This window comes from Pseudonocardia sp. N23, assembly GCF_002583555.1.
GTDB lineage: Bacteria > Actinomycetota > Actinomycetes > Mycobacteriales > Pseudonocardiaceae > Pseudonocardia.
In genome coordinates, this window is record NZ_BEGX01000155.1 from 46,488 (window position 1) to 62,472 (window position 15,985).

13 protein-coding genes are annotated in these 15,985 nt (G+C 72.9%); 3 read left to right on the forward strand and 10 right to left on the reverse strand.

Annotated features, from left to right (window positions below; genetic code table 11):
* The first annotated feature begins 198 nt into the window (after positions 1-198).
* A complete protein-coding gene (locus TOK_RS30710; protein ID WP_216362171.1) occupies positions 199-1,518 on the forward strand; it encodes a PhoH family protein in 1,320 nt (439 codons plus the stop codon).
* Positions 1,519-1,659: 141 nt separating this feature from the next.
* Here TOK_RS30710 and TOK_RS30715 read toward each other — a convergent pair whose 3' ends face one another.
* Entirely contained in the window at positions 1,660-3,111 is a 1,452-nt protein-coding gene (locus TOK_RS30715) for a GuaB1 family IMP dehydrogenase-related protein (protein WP_098961480.1), read from the reverse strand.
* Between the two features lie 192 nt (positions 3,112-3,303).
* Between TOK_RS30715 and TOK_RS30720 the strand changes: the two genes are divergently transcribed.
* Positions 3,304-4,335, forward strand: coding sequence for a ketopantoate reductase family protein (locus tag TOK_RS30720; protein WP_098961481.1), 1,032 nt, complete (start codon positions 3,304-3,306; stop codon positions 4,333-4,335).
* 24 nt (positions 4,336-4,359) lie between these two features.
* Here the strand turns inward: TOK_RS30720 and TOK_RS30725 are convergent, their stop codons facing one another.
* The 7 genes from TOK_RS30725 to TOK_RS30755 form a co-directional block, all read right to left on the reverse strand.
* Positions 4,360-5,889 (reverse strand): ATP-dependent DNA ligase, encoded by a 1,530-nt coding sequence (locus TOK_RS30725; RefSeq protein ID WP_098961482.1) that lies wholly within the window; start codon positions 5,887-5,889, stop codon positions 4,360-4,362.
* A gap of 53 nt (positions 5,890-5,942) precedes the next feature.
* Positions 5,943-7,016: an ABC transporter ATP-binding protein gene (locus TOK_RS33670; RefSeq protein ID WP_098961483.1), complete on the reverse strand. Its 1,074-nt coding sequence runs from the start codon at positions 7,014-7,016 to the stop codon at positions 5,943-5,945.
* Positions 7,013-7,801 (reverse strand): ABC transporter permease, encoded by a 789-nt coding sequence (locus tag TOK_RS33675; protein ID WP_098961602.1) that lies wholly within the window; start codon positions 7,799-7,801, stop codon positions 7,013-7,015. The genes TOK_RS33670 and TOK_RS33675 overlap by 4 nt, the downstream gene beginning before the upstream one ends.
* A 10-nt stretch (positions 7,802-7,811) precedes the next feature.
* The gene (locus tag TOK_RS30740) at positions 7,812-8,675 is read right to left on the reverse strand and encodes an ABC transporter permease subunit (protein ID WP_253258763.1); all 864 of its coding nucleotides are present in this window, start codon (positions 8,673-8,675) and stop codon (positions 7,812-7,814) included.
* 47 nt (positions 8,676-8,722) lie between these two features.
* Positions 8,723-9,871 (reverse strand): ABC transporter substrate-binding protein, encoded by a 1,149-nt coding sequence (locus tag TOK_RS30745; protein WP_098961484.1) that lies wholly within the window; start codon positions 9,869-9,871, stop codon positions 8,723-8,725.
* 138 nt (positions 9,872-10,009) lie between these two features.
* Positions 10,010-10,726, reverse strand: coding sequence for a response regulator transcription factor (locus TOK_RS30750; protein ID WP_098961485.1), 717 nt, complete (start codon positions 10,724-10,726; stop codon positions 10,010-10,012).
* Complete coding sequence (locus tag TOK_RS30755; protein ID WP_098961486.1) at positions 10,723-12,780, reverse strand: ATP-binding protein; 2,058 nt, start codon at positions 12,778-12,780, stop codon at positions 10,723-10,725. Before TOK_RS30755 ends, TOK_RS30750 begins: the two co-directional genes overlap by 4 nt.
* 252 nt (positions 12,781-13,032) lie before the next feature.
* Between TOK_RS30755 and TOK_RS30760 the strand changes: the two genes are divergently transcribed.
* On the forward strand, positions 13,033-13,674 hold the full coding sequence (locus TOK_RS30760; RefSeq protein ID WP_141566635.1) for a hypothetical protein: 642 nt from the start codon (positions 13,033-13,035) through the stop codon (positions 13,672-13,674).
* 107 nt (positions 13,675-13,781) lie between these two features.
* Here the strand turns inward: TOK_RS30760 and TOK_RS30765 are convergent, their stop codons facing one another.
* Together TOK_RS30765 and TOK_RS30770 are read right to left on the reverse strand one after the other, a co-directional pair.
* Positions 13,782-15,215: a class II fumarate hydratase gene (locus TOK_RS30765; RefSeq protein WP_098961488.1), complete on the reverse strand. Its 1,434-nt coding sequence runs from the start codon at positions 15,213-15,215 to the stop codon at positions 13,782-13,784.
* Positions 15,216-15,358: 143 nt separating this feature from the next.
* Complete coding sequence (locus tag TOK_RS30770) at positions 15,359-15,970, reverse strand: L,D-transpeptidase (protein WP_098961489.1); 612 nt, start codon at positions 15,968-15,970, stop codon at positions 15,359-15,361.
* Positions 15,971-15,985 lie beyond the last annotated feature (15 nt).

Genomic DNA, 15,985 nt, shown 5'->3' on the forward strand with positions numbered 1-15,985 from the left:
ACCGCCCGGGGAGGCCCTGGTCGTGGTGTGTTGCACCCGAGGGGGCCGGCACCCGGCCCTCACGGGCGCTGGGCGACGAGCAGCGAGTCGTCGAGTGTCCCGTCAGGGGCCGGCCGGCCCACCAGAGAGTTGGGCGTGGTGTCGCGTCCACAAGGAGCACCCGTGACCGACCGTCGCACCGCCTTCGTCCCGGAGAGCATCGACGCCCCGTCTGGCACTCCGGCCCGCTGCTACGTGCTCGACACCTCCGTGCTGTTGTCCGACCCGTGGTCCCTGACCCGGTTCGACGAGCACGAGGTCGTCCTGCCCCTGGTGGTCATCTCTGAACTCGAAGGCAAGCGCAACCACCCGGAACTCGGCTGGTTCGCGCGTACGGCGTTGCGTCAGCTCGACGAGCTGCGCATCAAGCACGGCCGCCTCGACGCACCGATTCCGATCGGCGAGTCCGGCGGCACCCTGCACGTCGAGCTGAACCACACCGACCCCAGCGTGCTTCCGGCGGGATTCCGCACCGACAGCAACGACAGCCGGATCCTCGCCTGCGCGCTCAACCTGCAGGCAGAGGCCGCCGGCACCCGGGAGATCGTGCTCGTCACCAAGGACATGCCGCTGCGCGTCAAGGCCGCCGCAGTCGGGTTGCCCGCCGACGAGTACCACGCCCAGGACGTCGTCAGCACCGGGTTCACCGGCATGGCCGACCTCGACGTCACTGCCGAGGAGGTCGACGTCCTCTTCCGCGACGGTCTCCTCGACCACGAGGCGGCCCGTGAACTCCCCTGCAACACGGGGGTCCGGCTGCTCGGAGGATCGAGCGCCGCGCTGGGCCGGATCACCGCCGACAAGCAGGTGAAACTGGTCCGCGGGGACCGCGAGGCGTTCGGGCTGCACGGACGCTCCGCCGAACAACGCATCGCCCTCGACCTGCTGCTCGACCCCGACGTCGGCATCGTCTCGCTCGGCGGCCGGGCCGGCACCGGCAAGTCGGCGCTCGCGCTGTGCGCCGGACTCGAAGCCGTGCTGGAACGCCAGCAGCACCGCAAGGTCGTCGTCTTCCGGCCGCTCTACGCCGTCGGCGGCCAGGAGCTCGGCTACCTGCCGGGCAGCGAGAGCGAGAAGATGGCGCCCTGGGCGCAGGCCGTCTTCGACACCCTCGGCGCGCTGGTCAGCCAGGACACGATGGACGAGATCCTCGCGCGGGGGATGCTCGAGGTGCTGCCCTTGACCCACATCCGCGGCCGCTCGCTGCACGACAGCTTCGTGATCGTCGACGAGGCCCAGTCGTTGGAACGCAACGTCCTGCTCACGGTGCTGTCCCGGCTGGGCACCGCGTCCCGGGTGGTGCTGACCCACGACGTCGCCCAGCGTGACAACCTGATGGTCGGCAGGCACGACGGTGTCGCGGCGGTGATCGAGAAGCTGAAGGGTCACCCCCTCTTCGCCCACGTCACACTCACCCGCAGCGAACGCAGCCCCATCGCGGCCCTGGTGACGGAGATGCTGGAGGGCCCGAACGCCTGACCCCCCGGATCGGGGCGTCCCCGCTCGTCGACGGCCCGACCTTTGTGCAGGAACGGCACTTTCCCGCAACCGGACTGCGGGGAAGTGCCGTTCCTGGAGAAGGAGGGGCACCCCTTCGGAGCCCGGAACCCGGCGGGGCACTCACAGGCCGTGCGGGGTGCCTTCCGCGAAGCCGGAGGGGGTCTGGACGCCGAGGACGGCGCGGTCGTGGAACTCCGCGAGGCTGCGGGCGCCGGCGTAGGTGCAGGCGCTGCGGACGCCCGAGCAGATCGCGTCCAGCAGGTCCTCGACCCCCGGCCGCGACGGGTCGAGGTGCTGGCGGGAGCTGGAGATCCCTTCCTCGAACAGGGATTTCCGGGCGCGGTCGAAGTCGCCGTCGCTGCGGGTGCGGGCGCTGACGGCGCGCTTGGACGCCATCCCGAACGACTCCTTGTAGGGACGGCCGGCCTCGTCGCGCAGGAGGTCGCCGGGGGACTCGTAGGTGCCGGCGAGCCAGGAGCCGATCATCGCGGCGGAGGCGCCGGCGGCGAGGGCGAGGGCGACGTCGCGGGGATGGCGGATGCCGCCGTCGGCCCAGATGCGGACGCCGTGGTCGCGGCCCGCGGCGGCGCACTCGGCGACGGCGGAGAACTGGGGGCGGCCGACGCCCGTCATCATCCGGGTGGTGCACATGGCGCCGGGCCCGACGCCGACCTTGACGATATCGGCCCCGGCGTCGGCGAGGTCGGCGACGCCGAGTGCGGTGACGACGTTGCCCGCGACGATCGGGACCGGTGCGCCGGACTCGGTGACGGCGCGGCGGACGGCACGCAGAGCGTCGAGCATCTTGTCCTGGTGCCCGTGGGCGGTGTCGACGACGAGGACATCGACACCGCCTTCGAGCAGCGCCTTGGCCTTGGTGCCGACGTCGCCGTTGATGCCGATGGCGGCGGCGGTGCGCAGCCGGCCGAGGTCGTCGAGGGTGGGGTCGTAGATGCCGGCGCGGACGGCGCCGATGGCGGTGAGCAGTCCGGCGAGGCGGCCGTCGGAGTCGAGGCCGAGGGCGACGCCGTGGCCGCCGAGGGTCTCGAAGACCTCGCGGGGGGTGGTGTCGATCGGCAGGGTGACGGGCGCGGCGGCGAGGACGTCGGAGAGCCGGGTGAAGCGGTCGACGCCGAGGCATGCGGCTTCGTCGACGGTGCCGACGGGCCGGTGACCGTCGTCGACGATCACGACGGTTCCGTGTGCGCGCTTGGGCAGGAGGTTGAGGGCGTCGGCGACGGCGTCGTCGGTGTGCAGGGTGAGCGGGGTGTCCCAGACGGGGTGGCGGGCCTTGATCCAGGAGACGATCCCGGCTACGGCCTGCGGGTCGACGTCTTGGGGGAGGACGGTGAGGGCGCCGCGGCGGGCGAGGGTCTCGGCCATGCGCCGGCCCGCGACGGCGGTCATGTTGGCGGCGACGACGGGCAGGGTGGCGCCGGAGCCGTCGGTCGTGGCGAGATCGACGTCGAACCGGGACGTCACCGAGGAGCGGCCCGGGACGAGGTAGACGTCGTCGTAGGTCAGGTCGGTGGTCACGGCCGGGGCGGGGCCGCCGCTGTCGAGGAATCGCACGGGGTCCGAAACTACGCGTGCGAGGCCGGTTCGTCAGCGCCGCGGTGGGTGGCCATGTTCATCCCGCTGAGCACCGAAAAGATCAAAATGGTCACTCCAGGCAGCAAGATCGATCAGGTTACAACGTGTGGGTGATGTAGTTCTGAGGACCCCGGCGGGCGCATGAGTACGCTCCGCAGCCACGATAGAGAGATGGCCGGACGGTATGTCGTCGTCGGCGCGGGCGCTGTGGGCGCCACCGTCGCGGCGCAGCTCCACCTCGCGGAGATCGACGTGGTTCTCGTCGCCCGCGGGCAGAACCTCGAGGTGCTGCGCGCGAAAGGGCTGCGCTACCTGCGGCCCGACGGTGCGCGGACGGTCCCGGTGCCGGTCGTGGGCGGACCCGCGGAGCTGACGCTGCGTCCTGGCGACGTGCTCGTCCTCGCGGTGAAGTCCCAGGACTCGGAGGCGGCGCTCACGGAGTGGGCGTGGCAGCCGGTCGTCGTCGACGGTGAGATCCGGACAGCTGCCACCACCGTTCCGGTGGTACTGCTGCAGAACGGGCTGGACAGCGTCCGGCCGGCGTTGCGCCGGTTCGCCCAGGTTCTCGACACGGTGGTGCTCAGCGGGGCCTCGCACGTGCGTCCGGGCGAGGTCGCGTCACCGGGCAGCCCGCTGGCGGGTGGCTTCTACATCGGTGACGCGCCCTCGGGCGCCGGTGCCGCCGCCGAGCGCGTCGCCGCCGACCTGCGGGCCGCCCGGTTCGCGGTGCAGGTCGTGCCGGACATCTCGCACTGGAAGGCCGGCAAGCTGCTCAACAACCTCTTCTGGAACCTCGACGCGCTGTACCGGCGCAGCCGGCTGCGCACCAAGCTCGGCGACCGGCTGTGCGAGGAGGCGGAGGCGGTGCTGGAGGCGGCGGGCTACGAGTCGGGCTCGTCGACGCGCGACGAGCTGGACCGGTCGACGTTCGAACTGGTCGAGGTCCCCGGGGCCCGTCGCGGCGGGTCGTCGACGTGGCAGAGCCTGGCCCGTGGCGGCAGCGTCGAGGGCGACTTCCTCTACGGCGAGATCGTGCTGCTGGCGAGGCTGCACGGGGTGCCGGCGCCGTTGAACGAGGCAGTGCAGGCCCGGTTGGCGATGATGGCCGCGCAGCGCGGGAAGCCGCGGTCGCTGCCCATGTCGGACATCGCCGACCTGCTCGGCTACAAGGGTGTGGCCCGGCCGCTGGCCGCGTTCCTCTGATCCCGGCTCGGACGACAGCGCAGATCAGGCCAACAGCGCCCGGACGGCGTCGATCGTGTCGGCGTCGGCCGCCGACTTGTCGGGGCGGTAGCGCAGCACGCGGGCGAAACGCAGGGCCACCCCGCCGGGGTAGCGGACGCTGCGTTGCGCACCGTCGAGTGCGATCTCGACGACGAGCTCCGGGCGCAGCAGCACGGCGTGGCCGTCCTCCTCGCGGGCGTACCCGGGGAACGTCTCGGTCTGCCAGGCGAGCAGCTCGTCGGTCATCCCCTTGAAAGTCTTGCCGACCATGATCGGGTCGCCGCCGTCGGGGTCGCGCGCACCGAGGTGGATGTTCGACAGGCTGCCGGTGCGCCGCCCGTAGCCCCACTCGGCGCCGAGGACGACGAGGTCGAGTGTGTGGACAGGCTTGACCTTCTGCCAGGCCTTGCCTCGCCGGCCCGCGGCATAGGACGCCGACAGCGCCTTGACGACGACGCCCTCGTGCCCGGCGGTCAGCGCGTCGTCGAGGACCTGCGCCGCCGCGTCGGGATCGGGCCTGCGCACACCGGGCATCCGCAGGTGGGCCTGCGCGGGCGCGGCGAGGAGCCCGGCGAGTGCGTCGAGGCGCTGTTCGAGCGGGGCATCGAGCAGGTCGGTGCCGTCGAGGTGCAGGAGGTCGAAGAAGAACGGGCTGAGCAGGGCGGTGTCCTCGCCACCGCCGGAACCGAAGCGCGACATGGTGTCCTGGAACGCGCGCGGGCGGCCGTCGTCGTCGACCGCGAGGGTCTCGCCGTCGAGCACCGCGGTACGGCACGGCAGCGCCCGGACCTGCTCGGCGAGCTCGGGGACCGCGGCGGTGATCTCCCGCAGGCTCCGCGTCCACACCCGGACCTCGTCGCCGTCGCGGTGCACCTGGATGCGCGCCCCGTCGAGCTTGAACTCGACGGTGACGTCGGCACCGAGGCTGCCCAGCGCGGCGTCGAGCGAGTCGCCAGGGGAGGCCAGCATTGGCCGGACCGGGACACCGACGGTGAGCGCCACCGCGTCGAGTGCCTCGGCGCCCCCGGTCAGCGCGGTCGCGGCCGTGTCCGGCAGCCTGCCCGACAGCATGAAGGAACGCCGGACCGTGGCGAGCGGGACCTCGGCGGCGACGGCGATCGCGTCGAGCATGACGCCTTCGAGCGCCCCGTGGCGCAGCTCGCCGCCGACGAGCCGGGCGAGGAACGCCTGCTCGGCCTCGGTGGCGGCGCCGAACAGGCCGCCGAGCAGCTCCTTGCGGCGCCGGGCCGAGCCGGCACCCGCGGTAGCGGCGAGCTCGGTGAACGTCGCGTCGACCTCCGCGACCGTCAACGACGGTGCGTCGGCCGGGTCGGTGGCCGCGGCCTGCAGCGTGCGCCAGCCGGTGCCGATGCGACCCTGCCGGGCCTCGCCTGACAGCCAGGACGCGGCCTGCTCGACGACGCCGGCGGCGTGCGCGGCGCGCAGCAGGGCGGCGATCGCGGCGGCCTTCTCCTTGCGGGAGCGGGTGGCGGCGACCGCGGCGGACGTGGTCACGACCTCGGCGAGCAGCACCGGACCAGTCTGGCAGCGCCCACCGACAACTTCCCGTCGCCACTCACAGTGGATCAGGCCGGCACCGGGCGCACCGTCTCCGCGTCGAGCCGGACGTGGGCCGGCTCGCCTGGGCGGGGCAGGGTGTCGCGGCTGACGGCGTCGACGGTGAGCTCACCGAGGTCCGTCGTCACCACGAGTCGCGTGACGGGGCCGAGGAACGTGGCGCTCAGGACCGTCCCGGCGACACCGCCCGAGTCGCCGACGGTGAGCGCCTCCGGCCGGACCGCGACCGTCAGTGGACCGGCCGCACCGCCGCCCTCGAGCGCGGCCCGGCTCCCGAGCACCTCGACCGAGCCGTCTCCGGACCCCTGCGCGGGCAACCGGTTCACGACGCCCACGAACTCGGAGACGAACGCGGTCGCGGGGGAGCCGTACACCTCCAGCGGGGTGCCGACCTGCTCCATCCGCCCGGCGTTGAGCACCGCGACGCGGTCGGCGACGGCCAGCGCCTCGGACTGGTCGTGGGTGACGAACAGCGTCGTGATGCCCTCGGCCAGCTGCAGCCGCCGGATCTCGTCGCGGAGCTGGACGCGGACGCGGGCGTCGAGGGCGGAGAGCGGCTCGTCGAGCAGCAGCACCGACGGCGACACGGCCAGGGCGCGGGCCAGCGCGACGCGCTGCTGCTGCCCCCCGGAGAGCTCGTGCGGGTAGGAGCCGCCGCGGTCGCCGAGCCCGACGAGCTCCAGCAGCTCCGCTGCCCGGCTGCGACGGGTGGTGGCGGCGACGCGGCGCATCCGCAGCCCGAAGGCCACGTTGTCGGCGGCGGTCATCGTCGGGAAGAGGCTGTAGGCCTGGAAGACCATGCCGGTGTCGCGCTTGCTCGCCGGTACCCCGGTGACGTCGCGGCCGTCGATCAGGATCTGGCCCGACGACGGTGTGTCGAACCCGGCGAGCAGCCGCAGCGCGGTGGTCTTGCCGCAGCCCGACGGACCGAGCAGGGCGAGCAGCTCGCCGGGGCGCAGCGCGAGGTCGAGCCCGTCGAGGGCGCGGGCCTGCCCGAACACCCGGCTGACCCCGCGGAACTCGACCGCGGCCGCAGAACCTGCGGTCCTGGCGTCGGACACGCGAGGGGATGTGGCGGTCACGACGAGCTCCTCCCGGCGGCACGACGGCCGCCGACGAACGAGACCGCCAGCAGCAGTACCCACGTGAGTACCAGGCTGGCGAGGGACAGGGCCACCGAGACACCGGCCGCGCTGCGGCCGACCTCGACGACCGCGACGGGGAACGTGTCGGTGTAGAGCAGGATCCGGGCGATGACGATCTCGCCGAGGACGAGCGCGAGGGTCAGGAACGCGGCCCCGAGCACGGCGCTGCGGACCGCGGGCAGCACGACCCGCACGATCGCCCCGGCCATCCCGGCGCCGAGGTTGCGGGCGGCCTCGACGAGCGTGCGCAGCGGGATCGCGGCGAGCCCGTTGTCGACGGCGCGGTAGGCGAACGGCAGGGCCAGCACCACGTAGAACGGGGTGAGCGCGGCCGTCGACGACGAGAACATCGTCCGGAACAGCGGGGTGTCGAGGTTGGCCTGGACGAACGCGATGCCGGCCGCCATGACGACGGGCGGGATGACGATCGGCAGGATCGTCGCGCTCTCCAGGACGCCTGCGAGCGAGGGGAACCGCAGCCGCACCCACACGGCTGTCGGGACCACGAGGACGATGACGACCACCGCGGTGGACAGGGCGATCTGCAACGACGTGAGCAGGCCCGTGAGCAGGGCGTCGTTCGTCGTGATGGCCAGGTAGTTGCCGAACCAGTAGCCGCCACCGGGCTTGCGGAAGCTGAACTCCGCGGCCGCGAGCAGCGGGACCAGGAAGTAGATCGCCGCCAGTGCGAGGACGACGACCCGCCATCTTCTGCGTCTCATCACCGGGGCCTCATCGCTTGTTCCAGCGCGCGGCGCGACGTTGCAGCCACAGGTAGAGGATCATGACGATGCCGATGACGACGACCATGTCCAGCCCGAGCGCGAGGCCGACGTTGGCCTGACCGGCCAGGACGTTGCCCGACAATGCGGACGCGATCGCCGTCGGCACCAGGGGGATCGAGCCCGACGTCAGCGCGAGCGCGGTGGCGTAGGCGGCGAAGGCGTTGCCGAACAGGACGAGCGTGGCACCGGCGAAGGCAGGCGCGAGCACCGGCAGCGCGACGTGGCGCCAGTACGCCCACGACGACGCGCCGAGGTTCTCCGCGGCCTCCCGCCACTGCGGGAGAAGGCCTTCGAGCGCCGGGGAGATCAGGATGAGCATCAGCGGGACCTGGAAGTAGACGTAGGTCAGTCCGAGACCGGTGAGGGAGTCGATGCGGAAGCCGGACGCGTAGAGGTCGATCCCGATGCCGCGCAACCAGGCCGTCGCGACGCCGGTCTGGCCCAGCGCGGCGATGAACGCGAACGCCAGTGGCACCCCGCCGAAGTAGGCGAGCACGCCCGAGGCCGTGGACATGATGCGGCGCAACGGGCTGTCGGGCCGCCCGGTCAGGACGGCCTGGGCGAGGAACGTCCCGAACACGGCGCCGATCACCGCCGTGACCGCGGAGAGCAGCAGGCTCTGCCGGAACGCGGCGAGGTACTGCGGCTGGGTGATCGAGGCGATGATGTTGTCGAACGTGGGGCGGCCGTCGGGGTCCGACAGCGCGCCGCTGATCACGAAGTACAGCGGCCCACCGAGGAAGACGACGAGGTAGGCGAGGAAGGGCAGCAGACCGAGCGCGGCCCGCCACCGCCCCGCCGGACGGCTCACGGGCACGTCCGTCGGGGCGGCGGTGGGGGTGTCGAGCAGAGAGCTCACTACGAGGTCGCCGTCGCCCAGCCGGTGGCGACGACCTGCTTGGCCTTGTCGGTCTCGGCCTGCGTCGGGAACTGCGGCTCGCCGGCGACCTCGGGCAGCGCGGCCACGAGCGCGGGCGTCGCGGTGCCGGCGGTCTCCATCGTGTCGAGCCGGACCGGGCGGGCCTTGCCGGCGAGGAACAGGTTCTGGCCCTCGTCGGAGTACAGGTACTCCTGCCAGAGCCGCGCCGCGGCCGGGTGCGGGGCGTTCTTGTTGATCGCCTGCGCGTAGTACTGCGCGAAGAGCCCGTCGGCCGGCACGGTGACCTGCCAGGTGAACGACGCCTTGACCTTCTCGGCCTGGGCGACGTTGGTGTAGTCCCAGTCCAGGACGATCGGGGTCTGGCCGGACTCGATCGTCGCCGGGGTCGGGTCGATCTTGAGGAGGTTGCCGCTCTTGGCCAGTTTCCCGAAGAAGTCGACGCCGGGCTGGATGTTGTCCAGCGACCCGCCGTTGGCCAGCGCCGCTGCCCACACCGACGCGAAGCCGGCCGCCGCCTGGGTCGGGTCACCGTTGATCGCGACCTTGCCCGAGTAGTCGGGTTTGGCCAGGTCGGCGATCGTGGTGGGGCAGACGGGGACGAGCTTGGTGTTGCAGCCGATGGAGATGTAGCCGCCGTAGTCGTTCACCCACGCGCCGGACGCGTCCTTGTTGCCCGCGGGGATGTCGCCGAACGTGGCCACCTGGTACGGCGCGAACAGGTCGACGTTGCCGTTGGCGAACGCCTGGCCGAGGTCGAGCACGTCGGGCGCCCGGTCCTGCGTGCCGAGCTGCTTGACGGAGTTGATCTCGTCCTGGCTCGAACCCTCGGGGTTGGCCGACTCGACCTTGATGCCGTACTTGTCGCCGAAGCCCTTGATGATCGCGCCGTAGTTGGCCCAGTCCGGGGGCAGCGCGATGACGTTGAGCGTGCCCTCCTTCTTGGCCGCGGCGACGAGTGCGTCCATGCCACCGCCGGCCTGCGCCGACGTGGTGGTCGCCCAGTTCGTCCCGTCGGACGACGACGCGGTGCCGCCCCCGGACCCGCTCGACGAGCTGACACAGGCGGTGGCCAGCCCGAGCACCGCGGCGAGCGCGACCCCCGCCGCGGCTCTGTGCATCCTCTTCATCGTTCTCCTCGGTCTGCGTGGGCCGTGCCGTCACGAGCCCGGGGAAGCCTCGCCGCCGAGGGTTGCCGGACGGTGTACGTCACCCGTCCGGGTGGTGCAGCGCCGAGGTCCGGGCCGGTACACGGCACGGTGCGGTCATCATCGCCCGTCGCGGCGCGGTCCGCCCGGGCCGATACCGAGGTGTGATCGGAGACCGGACTCACCGAGGCCGGTCTGTCGGGCGAGCACGATCGCCTGGGCCCGGTCGGCGACCTGGAGCTTCGACAGCACGGTCGAGACGTTGTTGCGGACCGTCTTGGACGACAGGACCAGGCGCTGGGCGATCTGCCCGTTCGACAACCCTGCGGCGACGAGCTCGAGCACGTCGCGCTCGCGCGCGGTGAGCTGGGGGAACGGCTGCGTATGCAGGCGCCTCCCGGCGAGGTGGCCGAACTGGCGGGCCACGGTGTCCGCGACACCCGGACCGAAGATCACCTCGCCCGCAGCGACCGCGGTGATGGCGCGCAGGATCCCGTTCTGGTCCGCACCCTTGACCAGGTAGCCACGTGCGCCCGCGAGGACGGCGGCGACCACGTTCTCCTCGTCGTCGTGCATGCTCAGGACGAGGACGCCGGTGCCGGGCACCCGGGTGACGATCCGGCGGACGGCCTCCACCCCGTCGGTCCCCGGCATCTGCAGATCCATCACCACGACGTCCGGGCGCATGTCGACGACGGCATCGAGCGCGGCGTCCCCGTCGGCGACCGTGCCGACGACCTCGACGGAGCCCGTGGACTCCAGCAGCATGCGCAGCCCGTCGCGGTAGACCGGGTGGTCGTCCGCGATCAGCACACGCGGAGCGGCGGTGTTCGTCATGGGAGCGCTCCATGTCGGCTCGGTGCGTCGCGGCCGGCGGGATGGCACGGCAGCACCGCGCGCACCAGCGTGCCACCCTGGGGCGCCGCGCCGATCGTGACCCGCCCACCGAGCTCCTCGGCCCGCTCACGCAGCGACACGAGCCCGACCCCGGAATGGGCCCCGTCCGGAATGCCGACCCCATCGTCGGCGACGACGACCTCCAGCCGTTCGCCGGCGGTTCGTGCGCAGACGCGCACCCGGGTGGGCGCGGCGTGCCGGACCGCGTTGGCCAGCGCCTCCGCGACGATGTGGTAGGCCGCCTCCTCCACGGCCGCCGGCAGCGCATCCGTGCCGCCGACCGTCTCGACCTGCACGTCGGTGGCCCCGCCGAAGCGGCCGGCCAGCCGCCGCAACGCGCCGTCGAGGCCCAGCTGGTCGAGGGCCGGTGGCCGGAGCAGGTGCGTCACCCGGCGCAGGCCGGCGACCGCTGCGGCGAGGTCCTCGCCCACGAGGTCGAGCGTTGCGCGGGCCGCCGCGACGTCGGTGGCGGCGAGGTTGGCTGCGGCCTGGGTCTTGAGGGCGGCCGCCGCGAGCAGGGGCCCCAGACCGTCGTGCAGGTCGCGGCGCAGCCGGCGTCGTTCCTCCGCAACCCGGGTGACGAGCTCCTCACGGCTGCGCTGCAGCTCATCGGCGAGAGCGGCCGACCGCACGGCGACCGCCGACTGGCGCACGACGTCCGCCATGAGCCGCTGACGCGCCCGGGGTGGGGTCACGGCGGGCGCCACGAGTGCGAGGCGGCCGATCGGTACCTCGCGATAGGCGAAGGGCAGCACCACGACGTCGGGCGACGGGTGCCCGGACTCGGCGGTGACCGTGGCGCCGTCGGCGCGGTCGAGCTCGACCCGGACGTAGGGGCTGCTGACCGCCATCGCGACCGTGCGGGCGACGTCGGCGAGCTGCGCGGCGGGGTCCCCGGCTCGTTCGAGCCGGTCGGCCAGGTCGGCGACGACCGCGTAGGGCTCGATGCGTCCCGGCGCGAAGCGGGCCACGACCCGCTCGATCCTCGAGCGGAGCGGGGCGTAGGCGACGGCGACGACACCGGCCGCCACGACCGCCGCCATCGGGTCGCCCAGCGCGGCCCCGGCGCCGAGGAACACCGCGAGGTCCAGCGCGATCACCGTGGCCGCGAGGACGCCGTAGACCAGGACCCGGCCGACGACGACGTCGATCTCGTAGAGCCGGTGCCGGGTCACAGCGACGAGCACGGCGGCGGCGAGCGCGACCAGGGACACGGCGAACGCTGCGTCCGTCGCCCATCCCGGCCCCACGACTGCCGGAACCACCATGAGCGCCAGGTTCACGACCGCGGCGAGCATCATCCACCGCAGCTGCGCGCGCCGTTCGGCCCCCGCCGAACGGAACCGCGCCATGAACACCAGTGCCGGGACGACCGGGCTGGTCGCGATCAGCCACGGCAGCGCGCTCAGCGCGACCATCCACACGTCGTCGGGCAGCGTGACGGGGAGTACCTCGTCTGGCACACCGGCGTCGGTGACACCGAGCAGGTGCCAGGGGACGACGGCAGCGACCAGGACGGCGACGGCGGACGCGATGAGCGAGAGCATCACCGGGACCCGCCACCGGCGTGACGGTAGCCGACCGTCGGGGAACCCGAGCAGCATCAGCGGGGGCACGAGGTTCAACAGGGGACCGATCCGGGCGCCGAACTGGGCGACGACACCGGTGCCGGGCCACTCGCCACCGTGGCGCAGCAGGGACCATGTCGCGTATCCGACCGTCACCCCGCTGAGCCAGGTCAGCAGCCCGCCCGCGAACAGGACCCAGGTCATCGGGTGCCGGGGTGCGCGGACGGACAGACAGGCTCCCACCACGACGAGCACCGCACCGGGCACCGCCGACGACCAGATCGTCACGTCGAGGAGCGCGGGACGTGGCGTCGAGCCGAGCGTGATGTCGACCCCGACCGCCAGGACTGCGCCGAGCACGCAGAGCCCGGCGACGACGGCGACGAGGAAGGGGAGACCGAACGCGTCGGGCCGCCGGTCGGTCACCGGCGCTGGACGAGAGGGATCCTGCACGCGACGAGCATCGCCCACAGGAGCGCCGGTGCGTCAGGGGTCCTTGTCCCGCGGACCGTCCCGGAACAGGGACCCCACCCGGGACCATGTCCGGGACGGCGGGTCCCGGTCATGGGGCCGGCGGGTTCGGGCCGATCGGGGACAACGCTCCCTGGGCGACCGGGACGGTCGTGGCGGACGGTCGAGACGTCCATGAGTGAGACCGTCCACGACCGGAGGAGCACCGTGCCCGATCCGTCCCACACCCCTGTTCCGACGTCCGACGCCGCGTCGCGGGTCGTCGTCCCGCCGCCCGGAGGCAGTCCCTCCTCGGCGACCGTCCGGGCGGCAGGCGCCCTGCTCGCCGGCGGAGCCACGGCATGGGCCGTCGGGACGCTCGTCGTCGGTGACGCCGTGCTGGACGGTGTCCAGGTTCTCGACACCGTGACCGGCCTGGCCTACGTGGCCGGCCTGGTCGCCCTCGTCCTCGTCCTGCGGGCGGCACGGCTCACTGGCAACCGGTTCGGCCGGATACTGGCGGCGGTGACCGTCGTCGTGCTGGCCGGCGCGTTCCTGGTGAACGTGCTGTCCCTGGGCTACGACCACTACGACGAGTTCCCGCAGGCGCTGATGGCGCTCGACGCCTGTTGGCCGCTCGGGCAGCTGCTGGTGCTCCTGGTGGGTGTGGTGGTCGCCGTCGCCGGTCGGGTGCGGGGTCTCCTGCGGTGGCAACCCCTGCTGTGTGGGCTGTGGTTCCCCGTGTCGACGCTCGCCCAGATCATCCTCGGGCCCGCGGACTCGGTCGTGGTCAGCGCGGCGTGGCTGCTGCTCGCCCCGACGGTGCTGGGTGTCCGGCTGGTGCTGCGCCCGCGCGACCTCGTGAGCTGAACGACCCGGGGCGGCCGGGCCCGGCTCCGGCGTCGGTGAGTCGGGCCCGAGAGGGGTCCTCCGTCTGTCCAACGAATGAACCACGAGACTGCGCGACGTGCGGTGTGTCACCCACGGTGGTCGGGTCTGCGCCGGCCGGGCTGCTCGGGGCGGGTCATCGCCAGGACGTCCAGCGCCGCGTCCAGCTGCTCGAGCGTCAGCCTCCCCGCCTCGACGTGCCCCCGCTCCAGGACGACCTCGCGGATCGTGCGGCGCTCCTTCAGCGACTGCTTCGCGATCGCCGCCGCCTCCTCGTAGCCGATGAACTTGTTCAACGGCGTCACGATCGACGGCGACGACTCCGCGTACTCCCGCGTCCGCTCGACGTCGGCCACGGCGCCGTCGACGACCTTGTCGGCCAGCAGCCGCGCCACCGCCGCCAGGAGCCGCGCCGACTCCAGCACGTTGCGCGCCATCACCGGCATCATGACGTTGAGCTCGAGGTTGCCCTGGCTGCCCGAGAACGCGACCGTCGCGTCGTTGCCGATGACCTGCGCAGCGACCATCATCGTCGCCTCGCAGATGACGGGGTTGACCTTGCCCGGCATGATCGAGCTGCCCGGCTGCAGGTCGGGCAGGTGGATCTCCGCCAGCCCCGTCCGCGGACCCGAGGACAGCCACCGCAGGTCGTTCGCGATCTTGTACAGCGACACCGCCGCGGTGCGCAGCGCCCCCGACGCCTCGACCAGGGCGTCCCGCGCGCCCTGGGCCTCGATGTGGTCGGGCGCCTCCGACAGCACGGCGAGCCCCGTCGCCGTGCGCAGCTCGTCGACGACCGCTGCGCCGAACCCCGCAGGCGCGTTCAACCCGGTACCGACGGCCGTCCCGCCGATGGGCAGCTGCGCCAGCCGGGGCAGGACGTCACGCACCCGGGCCGCGCCGTTCTCCGCCTGCGTGGCCCAGCCACCGGCCTCCTGGCCCAGCGTGATCGGGACGGCGTCCATCAGGTGCGTCCGGCCCGCCTTCACGACGTCGGCCCAGTCCGCCGCGCGCCGGCGCAGCGACGCGGCCAGGTGGTCTAGCGCGGGCGCGGCGTCGCGGGCCAGAGCCTCCGTCGCGGCCAGGTGGATCGTCGTCGGGAAGACGTCGTTGGACGACTGCGATGCGTTCACGTGGTCGTTCGGGTGGACGTCGACGCCCGTCCCCGAGGCCAGCGTCGCGATCACCTCGTTGGCGTTCATGTTCGACGACGTGCCCGACCCGGTCTGGAAGACGTCGACGGGGAAGTGGCCGTCGTGGCGGCCCTCCGCGACCTCGTCGGCCGCGGCGGCCACCGCCTCGGCGATGCCCGCGTCGAGCACGCCGATCCGGCCGTTCACCCGCGCCGCGGCCGCCTTGACCAGGCCCAGGGCCCGGATCTGGGCCCGCTCGAGGCCACGGCCGGAGATCGGGAAGTTCTCGACGGCCCGCTGGGTCTGCGCACGCCACAGCGCGTCGGCGGGCACCCGGACCTCGCCCATCGTGTCGTGCTCGATCCTGAACCCGGCGTCGGCGTCGCTCATGGTCCCAGTGTTCCCCGTTCCCGGCCGACCTACGACGAGACGGCCACCACGACCCGTCCCCGGTCGCGCGACCCCGCGTCGAGCCCGACTCGTCGCCGTGGGCGTCAGGACTCGACGCCGGACCCGACTCGTCGCCGTGGGCGTCAGGATACGACCTGGACCGGCTCGCCCTTGCTCAGCGCCGCGAAGAACGCCTGCGCCGCGGCCTTGGACAGGTGGATGCAGCCGTGCGACTGCTGGGACAGGCTGCCCTGGTGGAAGGCGATGCCGCCGTTGAAGAACACCGAGTACGGCATCGGCGCGTCGTTGAAGAGGCTGCTCTTGTGGTTGATGTTCTTGAACGTCACCGCGAACATGCCCGGCGGCGTACGCCAGCCCGCGCGGCCGCTCGTGATCGGCACCGGCCCGTAGGCGACCTTGCCGCCGCTGACCAGCCACGCCTTCTTCGTGGACAGCTGCACGCACGCCGAGACCGTCGCCTTGCAGGGGGTGCCGTCCGCCAGACCGACGGGCGTGGCCGGCCGCGTCGTCGTCGGGGCAGCGGGCTTCGTGGTCGGGGGCGCGGTCGTCGGCGCGACGCTCGTCGGCGGGACCGTCGACGCTGCCACCGCGGGCTCCTGCGACACGGGCGCCTCGGCGGTGACCGCGGGCGGGACCCGGTCGGGGAACTTCGACGGCTCGGCGCCGGCGTGCGCGCACCCGGCGAGCACGATGACACCCAGCAACAACGCCGACATCACCCGAAATGCGCGCATCCCGCACCCCCTGTC

Bases quoted from the DNA above. Each gene is read 5' to 3' on its own strand.
- TOK_RS30720 (WP_098961481.1), top strand. From the start codon at position 3,304: ATGGCCGGACGGTATGTCGTCGTCGGCGCGGGCGCTGTGGGCGCCACC.
- TOK_RS33675 (WP_098961602.1), bottom strand. From the start codon at position 7,801: ATGAGACGCAGAAGATGGCGGGTCGTCGTCCTCGCACTGGCGGCGATC.
- TOK_RS30745 (WP_098961484.1), bottom strand. From the start codon at position 9,871: ATGAAGAGGATGCACAGAGCCGCGGCGGGGGTCGCGCTCGCCGCGGTG.
- TOK_RS30750 (WP_098961485.1), bottom strand. From the start codon at position 10,726: ATGACGAACACCGCCGCTCCGCGTGTGCTGATCGCGGACGACCACCCG.
- TOK_RS30765 (WP_098961488.1), bottom strand. From the start codon at position 15,215: ATGAGCGACGCCGACGCCGGGTTCAGGATCGAGCACGACACGATGGGC.
- TOK_RS30770 (WP_098961489.1), bottom strand. From the start codon at position 15,970: ATGCGCGCATTTCGGGTGATGTCGGCGTTGTTGCTGGGTGTCATCGTG.